This is a genomic window from Paenibacillus sp. FSL L8-0494 (assembly GCF_038003695.1).
Lineage (GTDB): Bacteria > Bacillota > Bacilli > Paenibacillales > Paenibacillaceae > Paenibacillus_AQ > Paenibacillus_AQ odorifer.
Window position 1 is genome coordinate 1,541,335 of sequence record NZ_JBBOPQ010000001.1, and the last position, 17,549, is coordinate 1,558,883.

Annotated in this window: 15 protein-coding genes; 14 read left to right on the forward strand and 1 reads right to left on the reverse strand. The window is 48.9% G+C overall.

Going from position 1 to position 17,549, the window contains the following annotated elements:
- Positions 1 to 85 precede the first annotated feature (85 nt).
- From NYE35_RS06920 to NYE35_RS06985, 14 genes are all read left to right on the forward strand, one after another.
- Positions 86 to 1,618, forward strand: coding sequence for an ABC transporter ATP-binding protein (locus NYE35_RS06920; RefSeq protein ID WP_341120475.1), 1,533 nt, complete (start codon positions 86 to 88; stop codon positions 1,616 to 1,618).
- On the forward strand, positions 1,615 to 2,757 hold the full coding sequence (locus NYE35_RS06925; RefSeq protein WP_341120477.1) for an ABC transporter permease: 1,143 nt from the start codon (positions 1,615 to 1,617) through the stop codon (positions 2,755 to 2,757). The genes NYE35_RS06920 and NYE35_RS06925 overlap by 4 nt, the downstream gene beginning before the upstream one ends.
- A 3-nt stretch (positions 2,758 to 2,760) precedes the next feature.
- Positions 2,761 to 3,690, forward strand: a complete 930-nt coding sequence (locus NYE35_RS06930; RefSeq protein WP_341120479.1) for an ABC transporter permease — start codon at positions 2,761 to 2,763, stop codon at positions 3,688 to 3,690.
- Positions 3,691 to 3,747: 57 nt separating this feature from the next.
- On the forward strand, positions 3,748 to 4,695 hold the full coding sequence (locus NYE35_RS06935; protein WP_341120480.1) for an FAD binding domain-containing protein: 948 nt from the start codon (positions 3,748 to 3,750) through the stop codon (positions 4,693 to 4,695).
- On the forward strand, positions 4,682 to 6,976 hold the full coding sequence (gene pucD, locus NYE35_RS06940) for a xanthine dehydrogenase subunit D (RefSeq protein ID WP_341120482.1): 2,295 nt from the start codon (positions 4,682 to 4,684) through the stop codon (positions 6,974 to 6,976). Before NYE35_RS06935 ends, pucD begins: the two co-directional genes overlap by 14 nt.
- Positions 6,963 to 7,499, forward strand: a complete 537-nt coding sequence (locus NYE35_RS06945; protein ID WP_341120484.1) for a (2Fe-2S)-binding protein — start codon at positions 6,963 to 6,965, stop codon at positions 7,497 to 7,499. The genes pucD and NYE35_RS06945 overlap by 14 nt, the downstream gene beginning before the upstream one ends.
- 4 nt (positions 7,500 to 7,503) lie before the next feature.
- On the forward strand, positions 7,504 to 8,016 hold the full coding sequence (uraD, locus tag NYE35_RS06950; RefSeq protein WP_341120487.1) for a 2-oxo-4-hydroxy-4-carboxy-5-ureidoimidazoline decarboxylase: 513 nt from the start codon (positions 7,504 to 7,506) through the stop codon (positions 8,014 to 8,016).
- A gap of 39 nt (positions 8,017 to 8,055) precedes the next feature.
- Complete coding sequence (gene pucL, locus NYE35_RS06955) at positions 8,056 to 9,006, forward strand: factor-independent urate hydroxylase (RefSeq protein ID WP_076316704.1); 951 nt, start codon at positions 8,056 to 8,058, stop codon at positions 9,004 to 9,006.
- Positions 9,006 to 9,410 carry a hydroxyisourate hydrolase gene (gene uraH, locus NYE35_RS06960; protein WP_076107235.1) on the forward strand — a complete coding sequence of 135 codons (405 nt, stop codon included), beginning with the start codon at positions 9,006 to 9,008 and terminating at the stop codon, positions 9,408 to 9,410. Before pucL ends, uraH begins: the two co-directional genes overlap by 1 nt.
- Before the next feature lie 33 nt (positions 9,411 to 9,443).
- Positions 9,444 to 10,838 carry an allantoinase gene (locus NYE35_RS06965; protein ID WP_341120489.1) on the forward strand — a complete coding sequence of 465 codons (1,395 nt, stop codon included), beginning with the start codon at positions 9,444 to 9,446 and terminating at the stop codon, positions 10,836 to 10,838.
- The gene (locus NYE35_RS06970; protein WP_341120490.1) at positions 10,835 to 12,091 is read left to right on the forward strand and encodes a Zn-dependent hydrolase; all 1,257 of its coding nucleotides are present in this window, start codon (positions 10,835 to 10,837) and stop codon (positions 12,089 to 12,091) included. The genes NYE35_RS06965 and NYE35_RS06970 overlap by 4 nt, the downstream gene beginning before the upstream one ends.
- 34 nt (positions 12,092 to 12,125) lie before the next feature.
- Positions 12,126 to 13,358: a pyridoxal-phosphate-dependent aminotransferase family protein gene (locus tag NYE35_RS06975; protein ID WP_036680013.1), complete on the forward strand. Its 1,233-nt coding sequence runs from the start codon at positions 12,126 to 12,128 to the stop codon at positions 13,356 to 13,358.
- Between the two features lie 234 nt (positions 13,359 to 13,592).
- Positions 13,593 to 15,410, forward strand: coding sequence for an adenine deaminase (locus NYE35_RS06980; protein WP_341122427.1), 1,818 nt, complete (start codon positions 13,593 to 13,595; stop codon positions 15,408 to 15,410).
- 358 nt (positions 15,411 to 15,768) lie between these two features.
- Positions 15,769 to 16,221 (forward strand): IDEAL domain-containing protein, encoded by a 453-nt coding sequence (locus NYE35_RS06985; protein WP_036680123.1) that lies wholly within the window; start codon positions 15,769 to 15,771, stop codon positions 16,219 to 16,221.
- A gap of 90 nt (positions 16,222 to 16,311) precedes the next feature.
- Here NYE35_RS06985 and hemH read toward each other — a convergent pair whose 3' ends face one another.
- Positions 16,312 to 17,325: a ferrochelatase gene (hemH, locus tag NYE35_RS06990; RefSeq protein WP_341120492.1), complete on the reverse strand. Its 1,014-nt coding sequence runs from the start codon at positions 17,323 to 17,325 to the stop codon at positions 16,312 to 16,314.
- Positions 17,326 to 17,549: the final 224 nt, after the last annotated feature.

Genomic DNA, 17,549 nt, shown 5'->3' on the forward strand with positions numbered 1-17,549 from the left:
TGCACAATCTATGGGTGGGGCGGGTTCCGTTAAGCGGAAACTTCCCCACCCGTACTACAACTTGAAGGAAGGAGGGGTTCAGGCCATGCGGGGAACTTCAGTTGAAATGCGGGGGATTGTGAAAAAATTCGGCTCGGTAACCGCCAGTGATCAAGTCGACTTTTCGGCAAATGCGGGTGAGATTCATGCGTTGCTTGGGGAGAATGGGGCCGGAAAGAGCACGGTGATGAGCATGCTGTCAGGGGTGTATAGAGCAGACGAAGGAGAAATTTTCATTCATGGGAAAGGTACTCAGATCCGTTCTCCTAAAGATGCTGCGCAGCTGGGTGTAGGTATGGTGTTTCAGAACTTTAGGCTGGTGCAAAGCCTCACAGCAGCAGAAAATATCGTGCTTGGCGAAAAGTCGTCTTTCTGGCGCGGCCGTAAGTGGATGAAGAAGAAACACAAGGAGATCGAGGCATTAGCGGAACGGTTTGGACTGAATTTCCCGGTGGATCGCCCGATCTGGCAGTTGTCCGTGGGTGAGCAGCAGCGTGTTGAAATCGTTAAGACGCTGTATCGCGGGGCTGACATTATTATTCTGGATGAACCAACCTCTGTACTGACCCCGGGAGAGGTGGAACAGCTATTTGAAACGCTGCGGGTCATGAAGCAGGCAGGAAAAACGGTCATTATGACTACTCATAAAATGAAAGAGGTTATGGCGTCCTCCGATCGGATTTCCGTCATGCGCAAAGGAAAAATGATCGCCACGCTGACCACAGCAGATACAGATGAACTGGAGCTGGCTCGTCTGATGGTGGGCAAGGAAGTAACCATCACCCGTCAAGAACGGGAAGCCACTGAAGGGGATTCTTTATTAGAAGTGAAAGATGTGGACGTATATGCCGATCACGGGCGAAAAGCACTGGATCACTTCTCTCTGAACGTATGTAAAGGAGAGATTGTAGGCGTAGCTGGGGTAGCTGGCAATGGGCAAAAGGAACTGGCTGAAGTGTTAACTGGTCTTAGAGGCTGGAAAAGTGGTGAAATCACGTTTGATGGAAAGACGGTGAAATCCGCTTCGGTTAGAGGGGCAATTGATTCAGGAATCTCCCACGTGCCGGAGAACCGGATGAAGAGCGGTTTAGCTGGACGCCTCGGATCGGTGGATAATCTTTTGTTTAAGTCTTACCGCTCAGAGGAGCACTCCAAATTTGGTTTCTTGAAGTCCGCGAAGAACCGTTTGTGGTCACAGGAGCTGGTCCAGCGCTTTAATGTCAAAACACCTGAGCTGGAGACGCCAGTACAACAGTTGTCAGGTGGTAATCAGCAGAAGCTGCTCTTTGCACGTGAGATCAGTCATCGGCCGAAGCTGATGGTCGCCGTTCATCCGACACAAGGGCTGGATGTAGGTGCCACGGCTGGTGTTCACGACCTTCTTATGGAGCTGCGTGGTTCAGGTAGTGGCGTGTTGTTAATTTCGGAGGATTTAGATGAATTGCTTCAGTTGTCCGACCGGATTCTAGTGATCTATAACGGCTCAATTATTGGTGAGAGTACACATGAGGAAGCGAATCGAGAGAGCATCGGACTACTAATGGCTGGTATTGATAATAGAGAGGAGAGCGCCGTATGAGTCTGGAGAATGGAAGAAATACCGCAGCAGCTGTACTGGAACCCCTCCCCTCCCACTCCGGAAAACGATTCTCTCTACGTTTCGAATACGATGCCAGCCGCATCCGTTCTCCTTGGTGGACACCTATTGTATCTATAATTTTAGCGCTATTGTTGTGTGCCCTATTTATTGCGGCGAATGGCATGAATCCGGTGCTGGTCTATGAAAAAATGTTTCGTGGCGCATTTGGCACTGCGTATGGGCTCACGGAAACGATGGTTAAAGCGATCCCGCTTCTTCTATGTGGGCTTGGGATTGCTGTGGCTTACCGCATTTCGGTATGGAATATTGGAGCAGAAGGTCAGCTAACTGTTGGGGCTATGGCGGCCACAGCGGTCACGATTTATTTTCCTGACTTACCTTCATTCTGGTCCCTGAGCTTAATGCTGCTGTTCGGGATTGCCGCGGGTGCGCTTTGGGGATTGCTGACTGCTATTCCGCGGACACATTTTGGAGTGAATGAGCTAATCACTTCATTAATGCTGAATTATGTTGCCCTATTGGCGCTCGATTACGTGGTATTCGGACCTTGGAAAGATCCTAAAGGATTTAATTTCCCGGGATCACCTATGTTTACTGCGGCTCAGTCGCTGCCTGTTCTCGGAAGTACAAGATTGCATATTGGATTGTTATTTGGACTTATCGCCGTTGTGATTTATTACTTAATGATTCGTTTTACCAAGTGGGGTTACGAGCTCCGGCTGATTGGGGCCAATCCTGTTGCAGCCAGATACGCGGGGATTCCTATCAAGCGCCATATTATTATCGCCATGCTGATCAGTGGGGGGCTCGCCGGGATCGCTGGCATGGCGGAGGTCTCCGGTGTTACACACAAGCTGATGCAGGGCATTTCACCGGGTTATGGATACACCGCCATTATTGTAGCTTGGCTGGCCAAATTGAATCCACTCGGTCTAATCGTTACTTCTATTTTATTCGGTGGCTTAATTGTTGGCGGATATAGTGTTCAAACCATCGGGCTGCCCTCATCGATATCAGAAATGCTGCAGGGCTCCATCCTGTTTTTCTTGATTGCTGGCGATATGATCTATCGTTTCCGCATTCGCCGTAGCCGGGTTCAGCTGAAAGGGGGGAGATAGGAAATGGATTTTACAACACAGCTACTTATTGCCGCTATTTCCGCAGGGACCCCGCTGCTGCTGGCTACGCTGGGAGGCATTCTAAATGAACGAGCCGGCATTATACAGCTTGGGGCTGAAGGTCTGATGCTGATGGGAGCGGTCATCACTTGTATCGTGTATATTCGCTCCGGAAACCTGCTGCTCGCTCTGTTGGCTACCGTAGCTATAACGGCTGTACTTGGTTTGCTGCATTCTTTTCTCTGTGTGACCTTGCGGGCGAATCAAACGATGTCCGGTCTTGCGATGACCCTGTTTGGCAGTGGGTTGAGCGCTTATCTTGGTAAACCGATCAGCGGCATTCCTTTGCCGGGAACCTCCCCTAAGCTGCATCTGGCTTGGCTGGAAAATGTACCGTTCATCGGAAAAATATTCGGCAACATGGACTACCTAACCTGGTTCAGCCTGCTGCTAGTGCTTGCTCTGCATCTGCTAATTCACCGCACTTCATGGGGCCTGCATTTGCGGGCAGTCGGAGACAGTCCGGCTACCGCAGATGTGATGGGGATCCGTGTACAGCTTATCCGCTACAGCTATGTGATCACCGGTGCTGCTCTCATCGGCCTGGCCGGAGCGGATATGGTATTGGCCTACGCGTCAACCTGGAATGAAGGGCTGACAGCCGGCCGGGGCTGGATTGCGGTAGGGCTGGTGATTTTCGCCAGATGGAATCCGCTGCGTGCCTTGTTCTGCGCCTACTTTTTTGGGGCATTGGATTCACTTGGCTTCCGTATTCAATTGCTGGGCAGTGCAGTTCCGCCCTATTTTCTCAAAATGATTCCGTACCTTGTGACCATTCTGGTCCTGATGTACCTGGGGTACCGCAATCGCAACAAACCATCCGGCACACCGGAGGCGCTTGGAGTTCCTTATATTCGGGAACAAAGGTTTTAAGGCAGGCTATACGAGAAGGGAAGCAGCAATCTGGTACTCAAAAAGGAGGCGGAGTGTATGGGAGTTTTACGGGAAGAGGATGGAAGGCTACCTGATGTAATTCAACCCCGCAGCCTGCACGAAGCTTGGGAGAGAAAAACGGCGTTTGGAGACAGTGCCCGATATGTCGCAGGAGGAACACTGCTGAGAACAGGGTGGGAAAATGGAACGACTCATATGCCCAAACAACTGATTGATCTTCGGCAAATTACAAATCTCGGCGACATTACCTTAACGGAATTTCACTTATCTCTGGGCGCTCTTGTTCCACTCTCCCAGTGCCGCAGTAATGAGCATTTGCAGGCCGTAGCTCCTGCGCTGCAAGAGGCTGCACGTTGCATAGCGGCTCCGTCGGTGCGTAATCTTGCCACGCTCGGGGGCAATATCGCTTCTGGCTTCGGAGATATTCTACCTGCGTTACTGGTCTATGACGCGGAGTTAATCTCCTTTGACGGCAAATTTATGACGGCACTACCTTTGATAGAGTGGCTAAACAATCACTGGAGCGGGATAAAACCTGCGGCGGATCTTGTGGCTGAGATTCGCATCTCACCTACTCGCTTAGAGAGTCCGTTAACGGATAGGCTAGAAATTTTTCGTAAGGTTGGCCGCAGGGAAGCGTTCACCCCTTCACTTGTAACGGTAGCAATCTCAGCATCAATCGATGAGGAACACCGTTTCCGTGAGGTGCGTATCGCCGCAGGTGGGGGCTCTGGTCGGCCACAGCGACTAAGTAGGGCTGAAGTTATGCTTGAAGGTGTGAGGTATACAGATGAGCTGTTGGCTTCTTTATATGAAGGGGTTGAGAACAGCTTTGAGACGTATAGTGATCCCTTTGCAACAGAACTTTACAAGAAAAAGACTGCTGGGAATTTGGTTGTATCTGAGCTGTGGAAGGCTATGAATATACGGAGTTTAGAGGTGAATAACCCGACGAAAGGAGAGAGGGGAAATGCTGCTGAATAAGGAATCCAGCGGTAGCCGCTGGCGTACACGACCTGATGGAGAGGGCAAGGTATCCGGTAAGCTGCAGTATTTGACCGACATGAGGGCAGAAGGAATGTTGATCGGCCGCGTGCTCCGCAGTGAGCAGGCACATGCTCGTATTTTGTCCATACGCATTGAGAAGGCCGTTGAAGTCCCTGGTATATACGCTGTAATCACTCATGAGGATGTGCCCGGACTTAACGGCTTTGGCATAGCTTTGCCGCATCAACCGGTATTTTGCAGTGACCGTGTGCGTTACACTGGCGATGCGATTGCGGCAGTTGCGGCTGAGACGGACGAAATTGCGGAATACGCCTTATCTCTTATCGAAGTGGATTATGAGCTTCTACCCTTGCTGGAGAATCCGGAAGAGGCGATGAAAAAGGACGCAATTTTGCTGCATGCCGAGGGAAACGTGCTTCATCATACGGAATATCGGAAAGGGGAGCCGGAAACGGTATTTACGGATTGCTGTCATGTGGTAGAGGAGACTTACTATACACCACGCCAAATGCACACCTATATGGAGACTGAAGGTGGACTGTTTATCCCAGAGGATAACGGACGGCTTACCGTATATTCAGCTACACAACATGGGTTGATGGATCGCCTGCAGCTATCCAGAATTCTGGCTATTCCTCAAGAAGATATTCGCGTCATCTCGAGTCCTATCGGCGGGTCCTTTGGAGGAAAAGACGAGCTGAATGTACAGCCGTATGGAGCGCTGCTCGCCTTGCGGACACTCCGTCCGGTAAGACTGCATAATTCGAGAGCTGAATCGGTACGTGCAGGACTAAAACGCCATCCCATGAAAATCACCATGAAGACTGGCTGCGACCCCGAAGGAATCATCAGGGCACATCAGGTCAGAATTATTTCGGATACGGGAGCTTACGCAACACTGGGGGCGGAGGTGCTCAACTTTGCGACAGAACATGTGATGGGCCCCTATATCATCGATCATGTGGATGTGAAGGGTTTTGCTGTATATACCAATAACGGTGTATCTGGTGAATTTCGCGGGTTTGGCGGCAATCAGGCGATTTTCGCTTTGGAGGGACAAATCGATCGGTTGGCTGAGCGATTGCAGATCGATCCGTGGGAAATGCGCCGCCGCAATTTGCGTAAATATGGAGATCTGGGGCCACTGGGTCAGGAAATTGCTCAGACCGATGGTGCCTTTCAGGTGTGGGAAGCGCTGGCGGGTTCGCCTCTTATGACTGAGGCCGCATCTACAGACAGTGATTCAGGTGTTGTGGAACCTTGGATCGTAACTGGAACGGGTGCTGCTATAGCTATGCATGGTGCAGGACTTGGTTATGGTATTCCCGATCCGGCGGGTGGCAGGCTCTCTTTGACGCTAGAGGGCAAGATTGAGGCGGTGTTTGGTTACGAGGAGTTTGGTCAGGGGTTAATCGCAACAATGGAACAAATGCTGATTGAACAGTTTGGCTTGGCGGCAGAGGATCTAAGCATCGTCATTGGCGATACGGATGTTGTGCCTGATAGCGGATCTAGTACGGCTTCCCGATCAACCAGCATGATGTGGATGGCCTTGAAACGGCTGCGTCCAGACTTCACCGCTCGAGTGCTGCAGGCAGCTGCGATGATAAAGCCAGAGCTGGATAACTATGAAATGAAGCTCGGCCCTGGCGGCATTTGGCTAAAAGACGGCGGTCTGCTTCTGACTTACAAGGACTTGGCACAGCGTATTTCAGAACCCATTGTCTGTAATACAAAGTTTACTTATCCAACCACACCCTTTAAAAGAGTGGGGGCACATTTCCTATACACCTATTCTGCAATCGCAGTCCGCGTGGAAGTTAATCTGCTTACTGGACGTGTCCGTGTACTGGACCAATATCATGCGGTAGCGGCGGGACCGGTGGCTAATCCGCAAGGTTATCTCGGGCAGATCGAAGGTGGCAGCAGTATGGCGGTCGGCTTCACTTTGTCAGAGGATGCTGTGATGTCAGGCGGCAGCTATGTCACCAAAAATTTAGACACCTATTTGGTGCCGACCATTGCCGACATGAATGGCAGCATTCAGGTGCAGCCGATAGAGGATTTACCGGATCATGACACGTACGGTCCTCGCGGCATTGGAGAGGTGGGTTCCGTCAATTTAGCTCCGGCAGTCGTGTCCGCCATATTTCAGGCTGTAGGGAAGCGGGTAACCAAGCTGCCCATTGATCCCGAATGGCTGCAGTCTACACCGTTTATTCCACAAAAGGTGGTGAACATCCATGCCGAGCCATAATTCAGATCCCAATCTAGATGAAGATAACCTTGACCCCTTATCGTCTGAGGAAGCTTTTGCAGAAGAGAGGTTCACCTTTAATTGCAATATTAATGGGAAAGCGATATCCACGGAGATTCCACCCTCCCGCCGGCTTTTAAATGTCATACGTGAAGATTTGGAGCTGACCGGCACAAAACGTTCTTGTGAGATTGGCCGCTGCGGGGCATGTATGGTGCTGGTGGATGGACGTCCAGTGAATTCATGTCTGGTTATGGCCTATCAATGCTCAGGTGCGGAAATTACAACAATTGAGGGTCTTAGTGAAGTAGGCTTACATCCCGTTCAGCGGGCTTTTTTAGAAGAGGGGGGGTTCCAATGCGGTTATTGTACACCAGGGATGGTTATCTCGGTAGTTGCTCTGCTGGAAGAGAACCCGCATCCTACTCCGGCTGAAGTGGAAGAAGCTTTATCGGGTAATATTTGTCGCTGTACGGGGTACGGTGGCATTTTACGAGCTGTTAACAAAGCTATTGGAGGTTGAGTGGATGGTCGTTTCTGAAGGCAGGTTTACGTTGGAAGAGATAAATGCCATGAGTATAACGGATTTTGTGAAGCATCTAGGCGGCATTTTTGAACATTCACCGTGGGTAGCAGAGGAGATTTATAAGCAGATTCCGTTCCATTCTTTAGAGCATTTGCATAGCACAATGATGCAGACCGTACTGAGTGCTGACCGGAGCCGAATGGAGGGACTATTAAAAGCTCACCCAGATTTGGCGACTAGGCTTCAAGTTACGGCTTTGTCTGCCTCGGAGCAGCAGGGAGCTGGACTGGATCGGCTAACAACGGAAGAGTTCAATCTATTAAATGATCTGAATCGAAAGTATACGGACAAATTTCATTTTCCTTTTATTCTAGCTGTTCGTGGCAAAAACAAAGATGACATCATCAGCGCCATTGGAGTGCGAGTAGAGCGTTCCCCTCAGGAGGAATGGGTTCAAGCCTTTTCTGAAGTCGGTACAATTACGAGATTTCGCCTAAGTGATTTAGTTATTTAATTATTCATTCATTCATCATAAACGGGGAGGGTGTCAGCCATGCTGGAACCAATTAACGGACGTACAATGTTTTATGGAAAAAGTGATGTGCTAACTTATCGTACCTACGCTAAACCGCTGGCCGTTACCCCCGTTCCCGAATCTTCCTTCACGGGCTGCGACAACATTATATTCGCACATAATATTACATTCGCAGTCACGGGCGAAGCGTTTCTTCCTTCTTTTTCAGAGGGGGATAATTCCATGGTCGTTGCTACCGATTCTATGAAAAATTTTATCCTGCGCAATACCGCGGACTACACTGGAAGCACAACGGAGGGGCTACTGCAGCTTCTAAGCAGCCGTTTTCTCGATAAATACGATCATGTCACCGCAGTTTCAGTTTCCGCAGACCGGTTACCTTTTGAACAGGTGATGGTGCCCGGGGTTGACGGGCTTAAACAGAGTCATTTAGTACTGCGTCACTCCAATAATGAATCTTATTCGGCTTCGTTAACTATAAAACGTGGAGAGAATGGGACTGAGGTTATCGCTCATGAATGCCGATTGAAGGATTTACAGCTGATAAAAGTGAGTGGAAGCTCGTTTTATGGATTTGTCCGTGATGAGTACACAACATTGCCCGAGAGCTTTGACCGTCCGCTTTATATTTTTCTGAATATTAACTGGACCTACAGTGGTGTTGAGCATGCTCTGGATGGAGATCTAGGCCAATATGTGGCTGCGGAGCAGGTTCGCGATATCGCCCATAGCGCTTTTCATGAGCTGAACAGTCCATCAATCCAATCGTTGATTTATCAAATTGGGCTGCGCGTATTGTCCCGTTTTCCACAGCTGGCTACCGTTTCATTTGAGTCCAATAACCGGACTTGGGAAACCATTGTTGAGCCTGAAGAAACTAAAGGTGGAGTCTTCACCGAACCTCGTCCACCCTATGGTTTTCAGGGCTTTTCTGTCAGCCGTGCAGATCTGGCCGGAGAGACAGCGTAATGAGCGGGCGTCTTACCACCCATGTGCTGGATCTGTCGCGGGGGATTCCTGCTACAGGTCTGACGCTTCAGCTCTGGAAGCTTACGGATGGGATGAGCAAGCTTCTGTGTGAAGAAGTCACGAATAGTGACGGGAGGCTGGATGCTCCGCTGCTGGAGGGAAACGAAATGGAGGCTGGATGTTACGAGCTGCTGTTTATGGTTGGCGATTACTACCGTAGAGCTGATGCCAAAGCGTCAGCAGCTGACATAGGAGTAACAAAAAGCGCAGTAGACACTCAACGTGAGATGTCTTTTTTTCTAGAACAGATACCTATTCGCTTTCATATAGAGAGCTCCATGCAACACTACCATGTACCTTTGCTAGTAGCTCCTGGTGGATATAGTACGTATCGGGGAAGTTAAGAGAAAGTTGACGACCGGAGGAGGTGGCAGCTCATGAAGGAATCCTATGAACTTGTGATTAAGAACGGGAATGTAGTGCTGCCCGATCAGGTACTCAAGCTGGATATTGCAGTATCAGAGGGTAAGATTGTCGAACTTGGAGAGGAACTTTCGCTTGCGCCGCTAACCAAAGTCATCGACGCAGATGGGTTTTATGTGCTCCCCGGTATGATTGATATGCATGTCCACTTTAATGAACCAACGTTTGGACGTTGGGAAGGCTTTCGCAGCGGTTCTGCGGCGCTGGCAGCTGGCGGCTGCACAACCTATGCAGATATGCCGCTTAACGGCAATCCACCTACTGTGAACGAGGCTGCACTTCGTCAAAAGGTGGATGCTGCGGCTGGAAACTCTGCCGTTGATTATGTGCTGTGGGGTGGGCTCGTTCCTGGCAATCTGGATGATTTAGAAGTTTTGGCAGCCTCTGGTGTCACTGGGTTTAAAGCCTTTCTCTCCAATCCTGGAGGGGAGGGCGAAGGCAGATTCCGTGAAGTGGATGAGGATACACTCTATCAAGGGATGCTGCGAATCGCTTCTCTGGGCGGGATTTTGGCGCTGCATGCAGAAAGTGAGGCTATCACGGCGGTGTTGACCGCAGATGCAGTGCGAAATGGCAGAACCAGCGCAAGTGATTTTGCGGCTTGCCGCCCTGCTGAAGCAGAGCTGGAGGCAGTGTCCAGGGCGCTGCTGTACAGTGAACGAACGGGCTGCCGGTTGCATTTTGTTCATATCAGCACGGCCGCCGCCATTGAGAAAATCTATGAAGCTAAGCTTCGAGGTCTGGACGTTTCGGCAGAAACCTGTCCACATTATCTGGTCCTCACTGAAAATGATATGAAGGCTTTAGGTCCTGTGGCGAAGTGTGCGCCTCCGCTGCGAAGTGCGGTGGAGCAGGAGAAGTTATGGGAGATGCTGGCCCAAGGCAAAATCGATTTGATTGCTTCGGATCATTCCCCCTGTCCAACGGAATTGAAGGTGAAGCCGGACTTGTCTTTTTTTGCAGCGTGGGGTGGGATCTCGGGTGCGCAGAGCAGTCTGGAGCTTATGTTCCATGAAGGCGTGAATGTGCGGGGGTTGGCTGTTACATTAATTTCTAGTCTACTCGCAGGGCAACCCGCAAAACGTTTTGGAATAGAGCATCGCAAAGGCGCTATAGCTCTAGGTCTAGATGCCGATCTAGTTCTGCTTAATCCAAGCACAACCTATACGCTGACTGCGGAGGATTTATTGTATCGCCACAAGCACAGCCCCTACATCGGAAGAACTTTATCCTGCAAGGTAGTTGCTACGATCTGCCGCGGGAATGTGGTCTATACCTCTGAAGAAGGAGTGATCAGTGAGGGAGGTGGACAGTGGCTGCGAATTAGGAAGGAGCAGTACAGCCTATGAATGATTCCAGAGTTGAAGCATCGACTCAGAAACTGCTGGACCTGCTGGAGGAGCTGGCGGCATTCAGCACAGCTGGGCCAGGAGTTACTAGACTGCTATATACGGAGGAATGGAGCCGGGCGCAGATTTTTTTGCAGGAAAAAATGGCTGGGCTCGGCTTAGAAGTTTCCATAGACAAGGTTGGCAATGTATATGGACGATTGAGTGGATGCAATCCGCAGCAAAAGGTTATTTTAACCGGATCGCATATCGATACTGTAGTCAATGGCGGAAAATATGATGGTGCCTATGGGATCGCTGCGGCTATGATTGCGCTTCAAGAGTTGCAGAAGAACTTTGGCCAGCCTCAGCGGACGCTTGAGGTCGTATCTTTTTGTGAAGAAGAGGGGAGCCGATTTCCGCTTGCTTATTGGGGTTCGGGCCATGTCACGGAAAGGTATGACGGAAGCGAGGCCGAGACCTGTATGGATGCAGAGGGCGTGACGTTAAAAGCAGCAATGGCACAATCCAGCTTCTTACAGGACATAACGGAGGAGAAAGCTTCTAAGCGGAATGGTGTCAGAAATGATATTGGTGCTTTTGTAGAACTGCACATCGAGCAGGGGATTATTCTGGAGAAAACAGACACTCAGATAGGCGTTGTTCAGGGGATTGTTGGCCAGAGACGATATGTGGTCAAGGTCAGGGGTATTGCTAATCATGCGGGCACGACACCGATGTTTATGCGGCAGGATGCACTGGCTAGTGCGGTTGAAATGCTGTACGTGCTTGAAAGTTCTGCTAAAACGGCTGGTGAACCTCTTGTAGCAACCTCGGGTAAGCTTGAGGTGTATCCGAATACGCCAAATGTGATCCCGGGTGAGGTTCTTTTTACATTAGATATCCGCCATAGTGAAGAGGACGAATTGGAACGTTTCTGTGAGAAGCTTCTTGCGGAATGTAATGAAATTGCCGTTAAACGTGGGGTAACTCTGGAGGCTACATCCGTGCTCCACACAGTCCCTGCGCCTATGGATATGAAGCTATCTGCAATGCTGGAAAATATCTGCCGCCTACAGGGGAAGACGTACCGCACGATGGTAAGTGGAGCGGGACATGATGCCCAGCTATTGGCGCCGCGTTGCCCTACTGCGATGATATTTGTGCCAAGCCGAGCTGGCATCAGCCATTCTCCGGAAGAGTATACCTCCCCTGAGCAGCTCGCGGCTGGGCTTGAGGTTCTGACTGCGATGTTATATGAGTTAGCTTATTAAAAAGAGTTCGCCGAACTTTTAAGGGAGGATCATCATGAAGCGTTACGAAGATTTGTCGCCGTCCCAACGCTGTATTATGACTCCGGGTCCGGTCGAGGTAGATCCGCGTGTACTGCGGGCGATGTCTTTTCCGGTGCTGGGTCAGTTTGATCCAGAGTTCACCTCTATTATGAATGAAACGATGGAAATGCTGCGGGAGCTGTTCGCTACTCGTAATTCATGGGCTTACCCTATCGATGGTACCTCCCGTTCTGGAATTGAAGCCGTGATGGTTAGTTTGATCCTGCCGGGTGAGCGTGTGCTGATTCCGATCTTTGGCCGCTTCGGACATCTATTGCATGAGATTGCTGAAAGATGTGGCGCTGAGGTGTTCGTGCTGGAAAAGCCATGGGGGAGTGTGTTTGAGCCGGATGAAGTGATAGCAGCTATGGAGACTTTTAAGCCACATGTGGTGGCAATGGTTCATGGGGAGACCTCTACAGGACGTGTGCAGCCACTCGCGGAAATCGGTAGAGCTTGCCGCGGGATGGATGCTTTATTCATAGTTGATGCAGTTGCAACCATTGGGGGCCTTCCTGTCGAGACAGATGCTTGGATGTTGGATGCCGTCGTTGGCGGTACACAGAAATGCCTGGCCGTCCCTTCCGGAATGGCACCGATAACGTATAATGATCGTGCTGAAGCTAAGCTCATGACCCGAAAACGAGTAGAACGCGGGATTAGAACAAGTGATGTCCAGCCAGGTGACTTATCTTTTGTCCGCAGCAATTATTTCGATCTCGGCATGCTTCAGGATTACTGGAGTCCACAACGTCTCAATCATCATACAGAGATGACCTCAATGCTTTATGCACTGCGGGAGGGCTTGCGGCTTACCCTTGAAGAAGGGCTGGATGCCAGATTCGCCAGACATATCCTCCATGAAAAAGCACTTGTAGCTGGATTAACAGCTATGGGTTTAGAACTATACGGGGATCCTTCCTGCAAGCTTACTGTTGTTACCTGTGTGCTGATCCCTGAGGGGATAGATGGGGAAGCTGTCCGTTCGCTGCTGCTGGGGCGGTTCGGAATTGAAATTGCCAGTTCTTTTGGACCGTTAAAGGGAAGGATCTGGCGCATCGGTACGATGGGTTTTAGCTGTCGTGAGAATAACGTGTTGCGGCTGCTTGGAGCGCTGGAAGCCGCATTACAGCGTCATGGATTTAAGGGGCCCTGCGGGTTTGGGGTTCAGGCAGCACTTGACGTATATGAGGCAAAAGTAAGATAATCGTTGGAATAGAGCGGATGGCGGGAGAGTAAAAACAGGGGCATGTCCGGATGGTTTGGACAATCTTTGGGGATAAGTAAACGGCTATTATCTACAGGGATGATTGAGCCGTTTTTTCTTACAAATACAGACCTGCGCAACTATATTATCCTAGGCTTAATAGTTAGGCAATCCTCTATGATTACGGATCTATTCACTACATCAAGACAACACTTGGATACTAACGGGGGAGAGATGAAGATGACAACTTTTACAAGAAAGCCTTTAGCAGATTGTGTACCTGAGCTTGTGGCTACGGCAAGAGGCGATAAACCGGCAACACTGGTAATTACAGGTGGAAAGCTGGTCAACGTATGCTCTGGTGAAATTCTAGAAGGAATGTCTGTTGGTGTTCAAGGTGGACGAATTGCTTATGTTGGTAAAGATGTGACACATATGATTGGCGAAGGAACGCAAGTTATTGATGCGAACGGCAAGTATATAGCTCCGGGATTGCTCGATGGCCACTGCCATATTGAGAGCACCCAGCTAACCGTTACTGAATTTTCCCGCGCTGTTCTGCCGCTTGGCACAACAGGTGGTTTCTTTGATGCGCATGAGATTGCTAATGTATTCGGGCTGAAGGGTATTCAATTGATGCTGGATGAGATGCGGGGTACGCCGTTAGCTGCTTACATGCAGGTGGCTTCTTGTGTGCCTGCGGCAGGTGCGGAATTCGAGACAACGGGTGCCTCAATGGGTCCTGAAGAAGTTGCCGAAGCTTTTACTTGGGGCAAAGATGTGATTGCTCTGGGCGAAGTGATGAATTTCCCTGGCGTTGTTTACGGCGATGAGAAAATGCTTGGAGAGATTCAAGCTACGCTGCGGGCAGGCAGATTTGTTGACGGTCATTTCACATGGCCTTCCAGCGACTGGAGACTGCCAGTGTATGCTGCGGCAGGGGTAACTGGTGATCATGAGTGTGTTACAGCAGACGATGTGATTGAGCGCGTTCGACTGGGGATGTATGCCAAAATGCGCCGGGGCTCGGCTTGGCATGATGTTGCCAAGACCATCACCGCTCATACAGAGCGTGGACTTGATCCGCGCCGCATGATGCTGGTAACTGACGACCGCAGCTCGGAATCTTTACGCGATGAAGGTCATATGGATTTCGTTGTTCGCCATGCGATTGCTCAAGGCGTGAAACCAGTAACAGCCTTCCAAATGGCAACTATTAATACAGCAGAGCGTTTTGGGTTGTCTCAGGATATCGGATCTATTACTCCAGGTTCTTTTGCGGATATTATTCTGCTGGACGGGAATTTGGCCGATGTTCGTGTGGTACTTACGATTGCCGCGGGTGTGGTAGTTGCCGAAAATGGTGTGATGACGGCAGAGCTTGCTAAATTCACTTATCCAGAGGAAGTTTTGGCTTCGGTTCATTTGCCACAGCGTCCTACCGCCGAAGATTTCATAATCGCGGCTCCAATTGAAACAGGTGAACTTACTGCAAGAGTTATTAAAGTAAGAGAAAATCATGTAGAGACCATTGAACGTATAGTTTCGGTACCTGTAGTGGCAGGGCAGCTGGATGTAAATGCTGTGGAGGGTCTGTGTAAAATCGCTGTGCTCGAACGGCATAAAGAAACAGGAAATAAATCAGTGGCTGTTGTGGAAGGCATCGGTTTTAAAGAGCCGGCTGCTATCGCAATGACTGTTGCTCATGATAGTCATAATGTACTCGTCATCGGCAATGATAATGAGTTAATGGCCAAAGCTGCGAATGCGGTGGCGGACGCTCAAGGTGGGGTTGCCGTAATTACTTCTAGTGGAGAAACGTTATTCCCGTTGGCCATTGCAGGCCTAATGTCTACAGAGCCATTTGAAATTGCTGCTGAGAAATCAGCTGCGATCAGCAAAGCGTTGTATGATGCCGGCTGTACTTTGAATTACGCGTTTATGACTTTATCGCTGCTTGCTCTGGCGGTTATCCCAACGTTACGTATCACCGATAAAGGACTCGTGCGGATTTCACCTGAGGGAATACAGTTAGTGCCACTGTTTGTTTAAGTAAATTAACCGAAGTATAATCCTAATGCGAAAAACTGTTCTGAGGTCGTAATGACCATTCAGAACAGTTTTTTTTGTTTAAATATAAGAAAGCAAAAGCTTCACATGATGCGTAATCTTTATACATCTTATTGTAATGAACAATAATATTAAACAGATTTTTAGAGAATGAAACATTTTTCTGAGCGAAATCCTAAAAAAATATAAATAAAGCATAGTCAGGTGACGATAATAATGTTAAATTAGATAAAATTAAAGTGAATTAATGGAGTTAATTTTACAATAATGGCATATAAAGAATTATAGATAATGGCAGGTTTCGAATAACCCAACTAAGAGGGACGAGGTGCATGGAGAGATGATCAGACTAGAAACGCAAGATATTTTGAATATTAGCATGAAGCAAATTGCTACTATTTTTAAGATGAAGCCGCTTGAACTGAGATTTGTCACCGATTTTCAGGGTGAGAAATATCTCTTAACTAATGATAAGTTACACCTCAACAACCAGCAATATTGGGCAAAGGTTATGGAATGTGTCTTTGATGATCATGTTAGACCTGTGTTAATGTGTGAGGTATTATATTTCCTTCGTAATGAATTTCTGGAAAGTGACATTAAGTTATGTTTTTCTTATGATTACGCAGAGGATGGGAATGGCGCAGCTACAGCTATGGCTGAAGTATCGTTTAATGACTCAGCAGATTTACAGCCGAGTGAGATTGCCGAGCTGATTGATTTTGCGTTGACCTTACAGGACAAGCAGTGGTTCCATGAACTGACTACGAAATATAAGCAGCTTACAGCATAAGTATCCTTTCGATTCTTCATGCTTAACAATTGATATAGCTAACCGTCTTGTCTGCAACAGAGATGATCTGTGGACAAGCGGTTTTTTGTTTTACCACCCTTGGGCATTTTTTTCTACATGTTCAGCCAAAAAATCAAGCCAATCCTCATGGTTATTCAAACAGGGAATTGCCATAAATTCCTCTGCTTGTCCTCCACCAGCCTCGAATTGTTCTCGTCCTTCTATGGCTAGCTCATGCAGCGTTTCCAGACAATCGGTCACAAGACCCGGTGAAAAAATCAGAGGTCTACGTATTCCTCGTCCGGCAAGCTCTCCCAGAACATCCGCTGTAGACGGTCCTACCCATTCTTCTCGCCCGAAACGTGATTGAAAACTAAGCTGCCAGCGTTCGGGCTCCCAATTCATAGCAGAAGCAAGAAGACGTGCGGTTTCCATACATTGCTGCGGATAAGGATCACCGGTATCCGCATACCGTTTGGGAATCCCATGGAAGGTCAGTACAAAATAATCAGGTTCTTTGCTCAGATTCTCCATTTGACGCAGCAGGTGTGACTTCAAGGCTGAAATATAACCGGGCTCATTATAGTAGGCATCAATAAATCTTAGAGCCGGAATTAGACGTTTAGTTACAGGTCCAGTGGAGCTTTGGCGACCTAAGGCTGCAAAGCTGGCCTGATCGAATACGGATGCGGTAGTCGTGGACGAATATTGCGGAAACAGCGGCACAATGATAATTCGGGTAACTCCGGCCGTGTCGAATTTCGCCATCGCTTGCTCCATGCTGGGTTCGCTATAAGCCAATCCAAGCTCTACCTGATACCTTGGACCCAGCAGTTCTTGCAATCCAGATTGCTGAGCTGAAGAATGAAGGAGCAGTGGTGATCCTTCGGTTGTCCATATTTGACTGTACAGCTCAGCGGACCGGCGTGGACGTGAACGCAGAATCACGCCTCGCAGCAAAGGCTGCCACAGCAGAGGAGAATAATCTATGATTCGGCGATCTGATAAAAAACGTTTCAGATAAGGCCGTACAGCTTTTGCAGTTGGTGCAGTAGGGGTGCCGATTTGGGCGAGTATAACTCCAATAGGTGGCTGTTTGCTCAAAGCACAGAACTCCTTTCCCATATAAGAGATCGTTCTAAAATAGCATAGCTAACCTTGAATGCACAGTTATTGAGATCACTTTGCGTGTATAAATTAATTTTAATCGCAAATAGTGATGTTTCTTATAGGGTGTGTGATTTTCGATACAGAAGAACCGCAGAAAGGTCTGGTAGTATCAAACCAGAAATTGATGGAAAACGGGTGTAAGTGTTTTTATAATAACT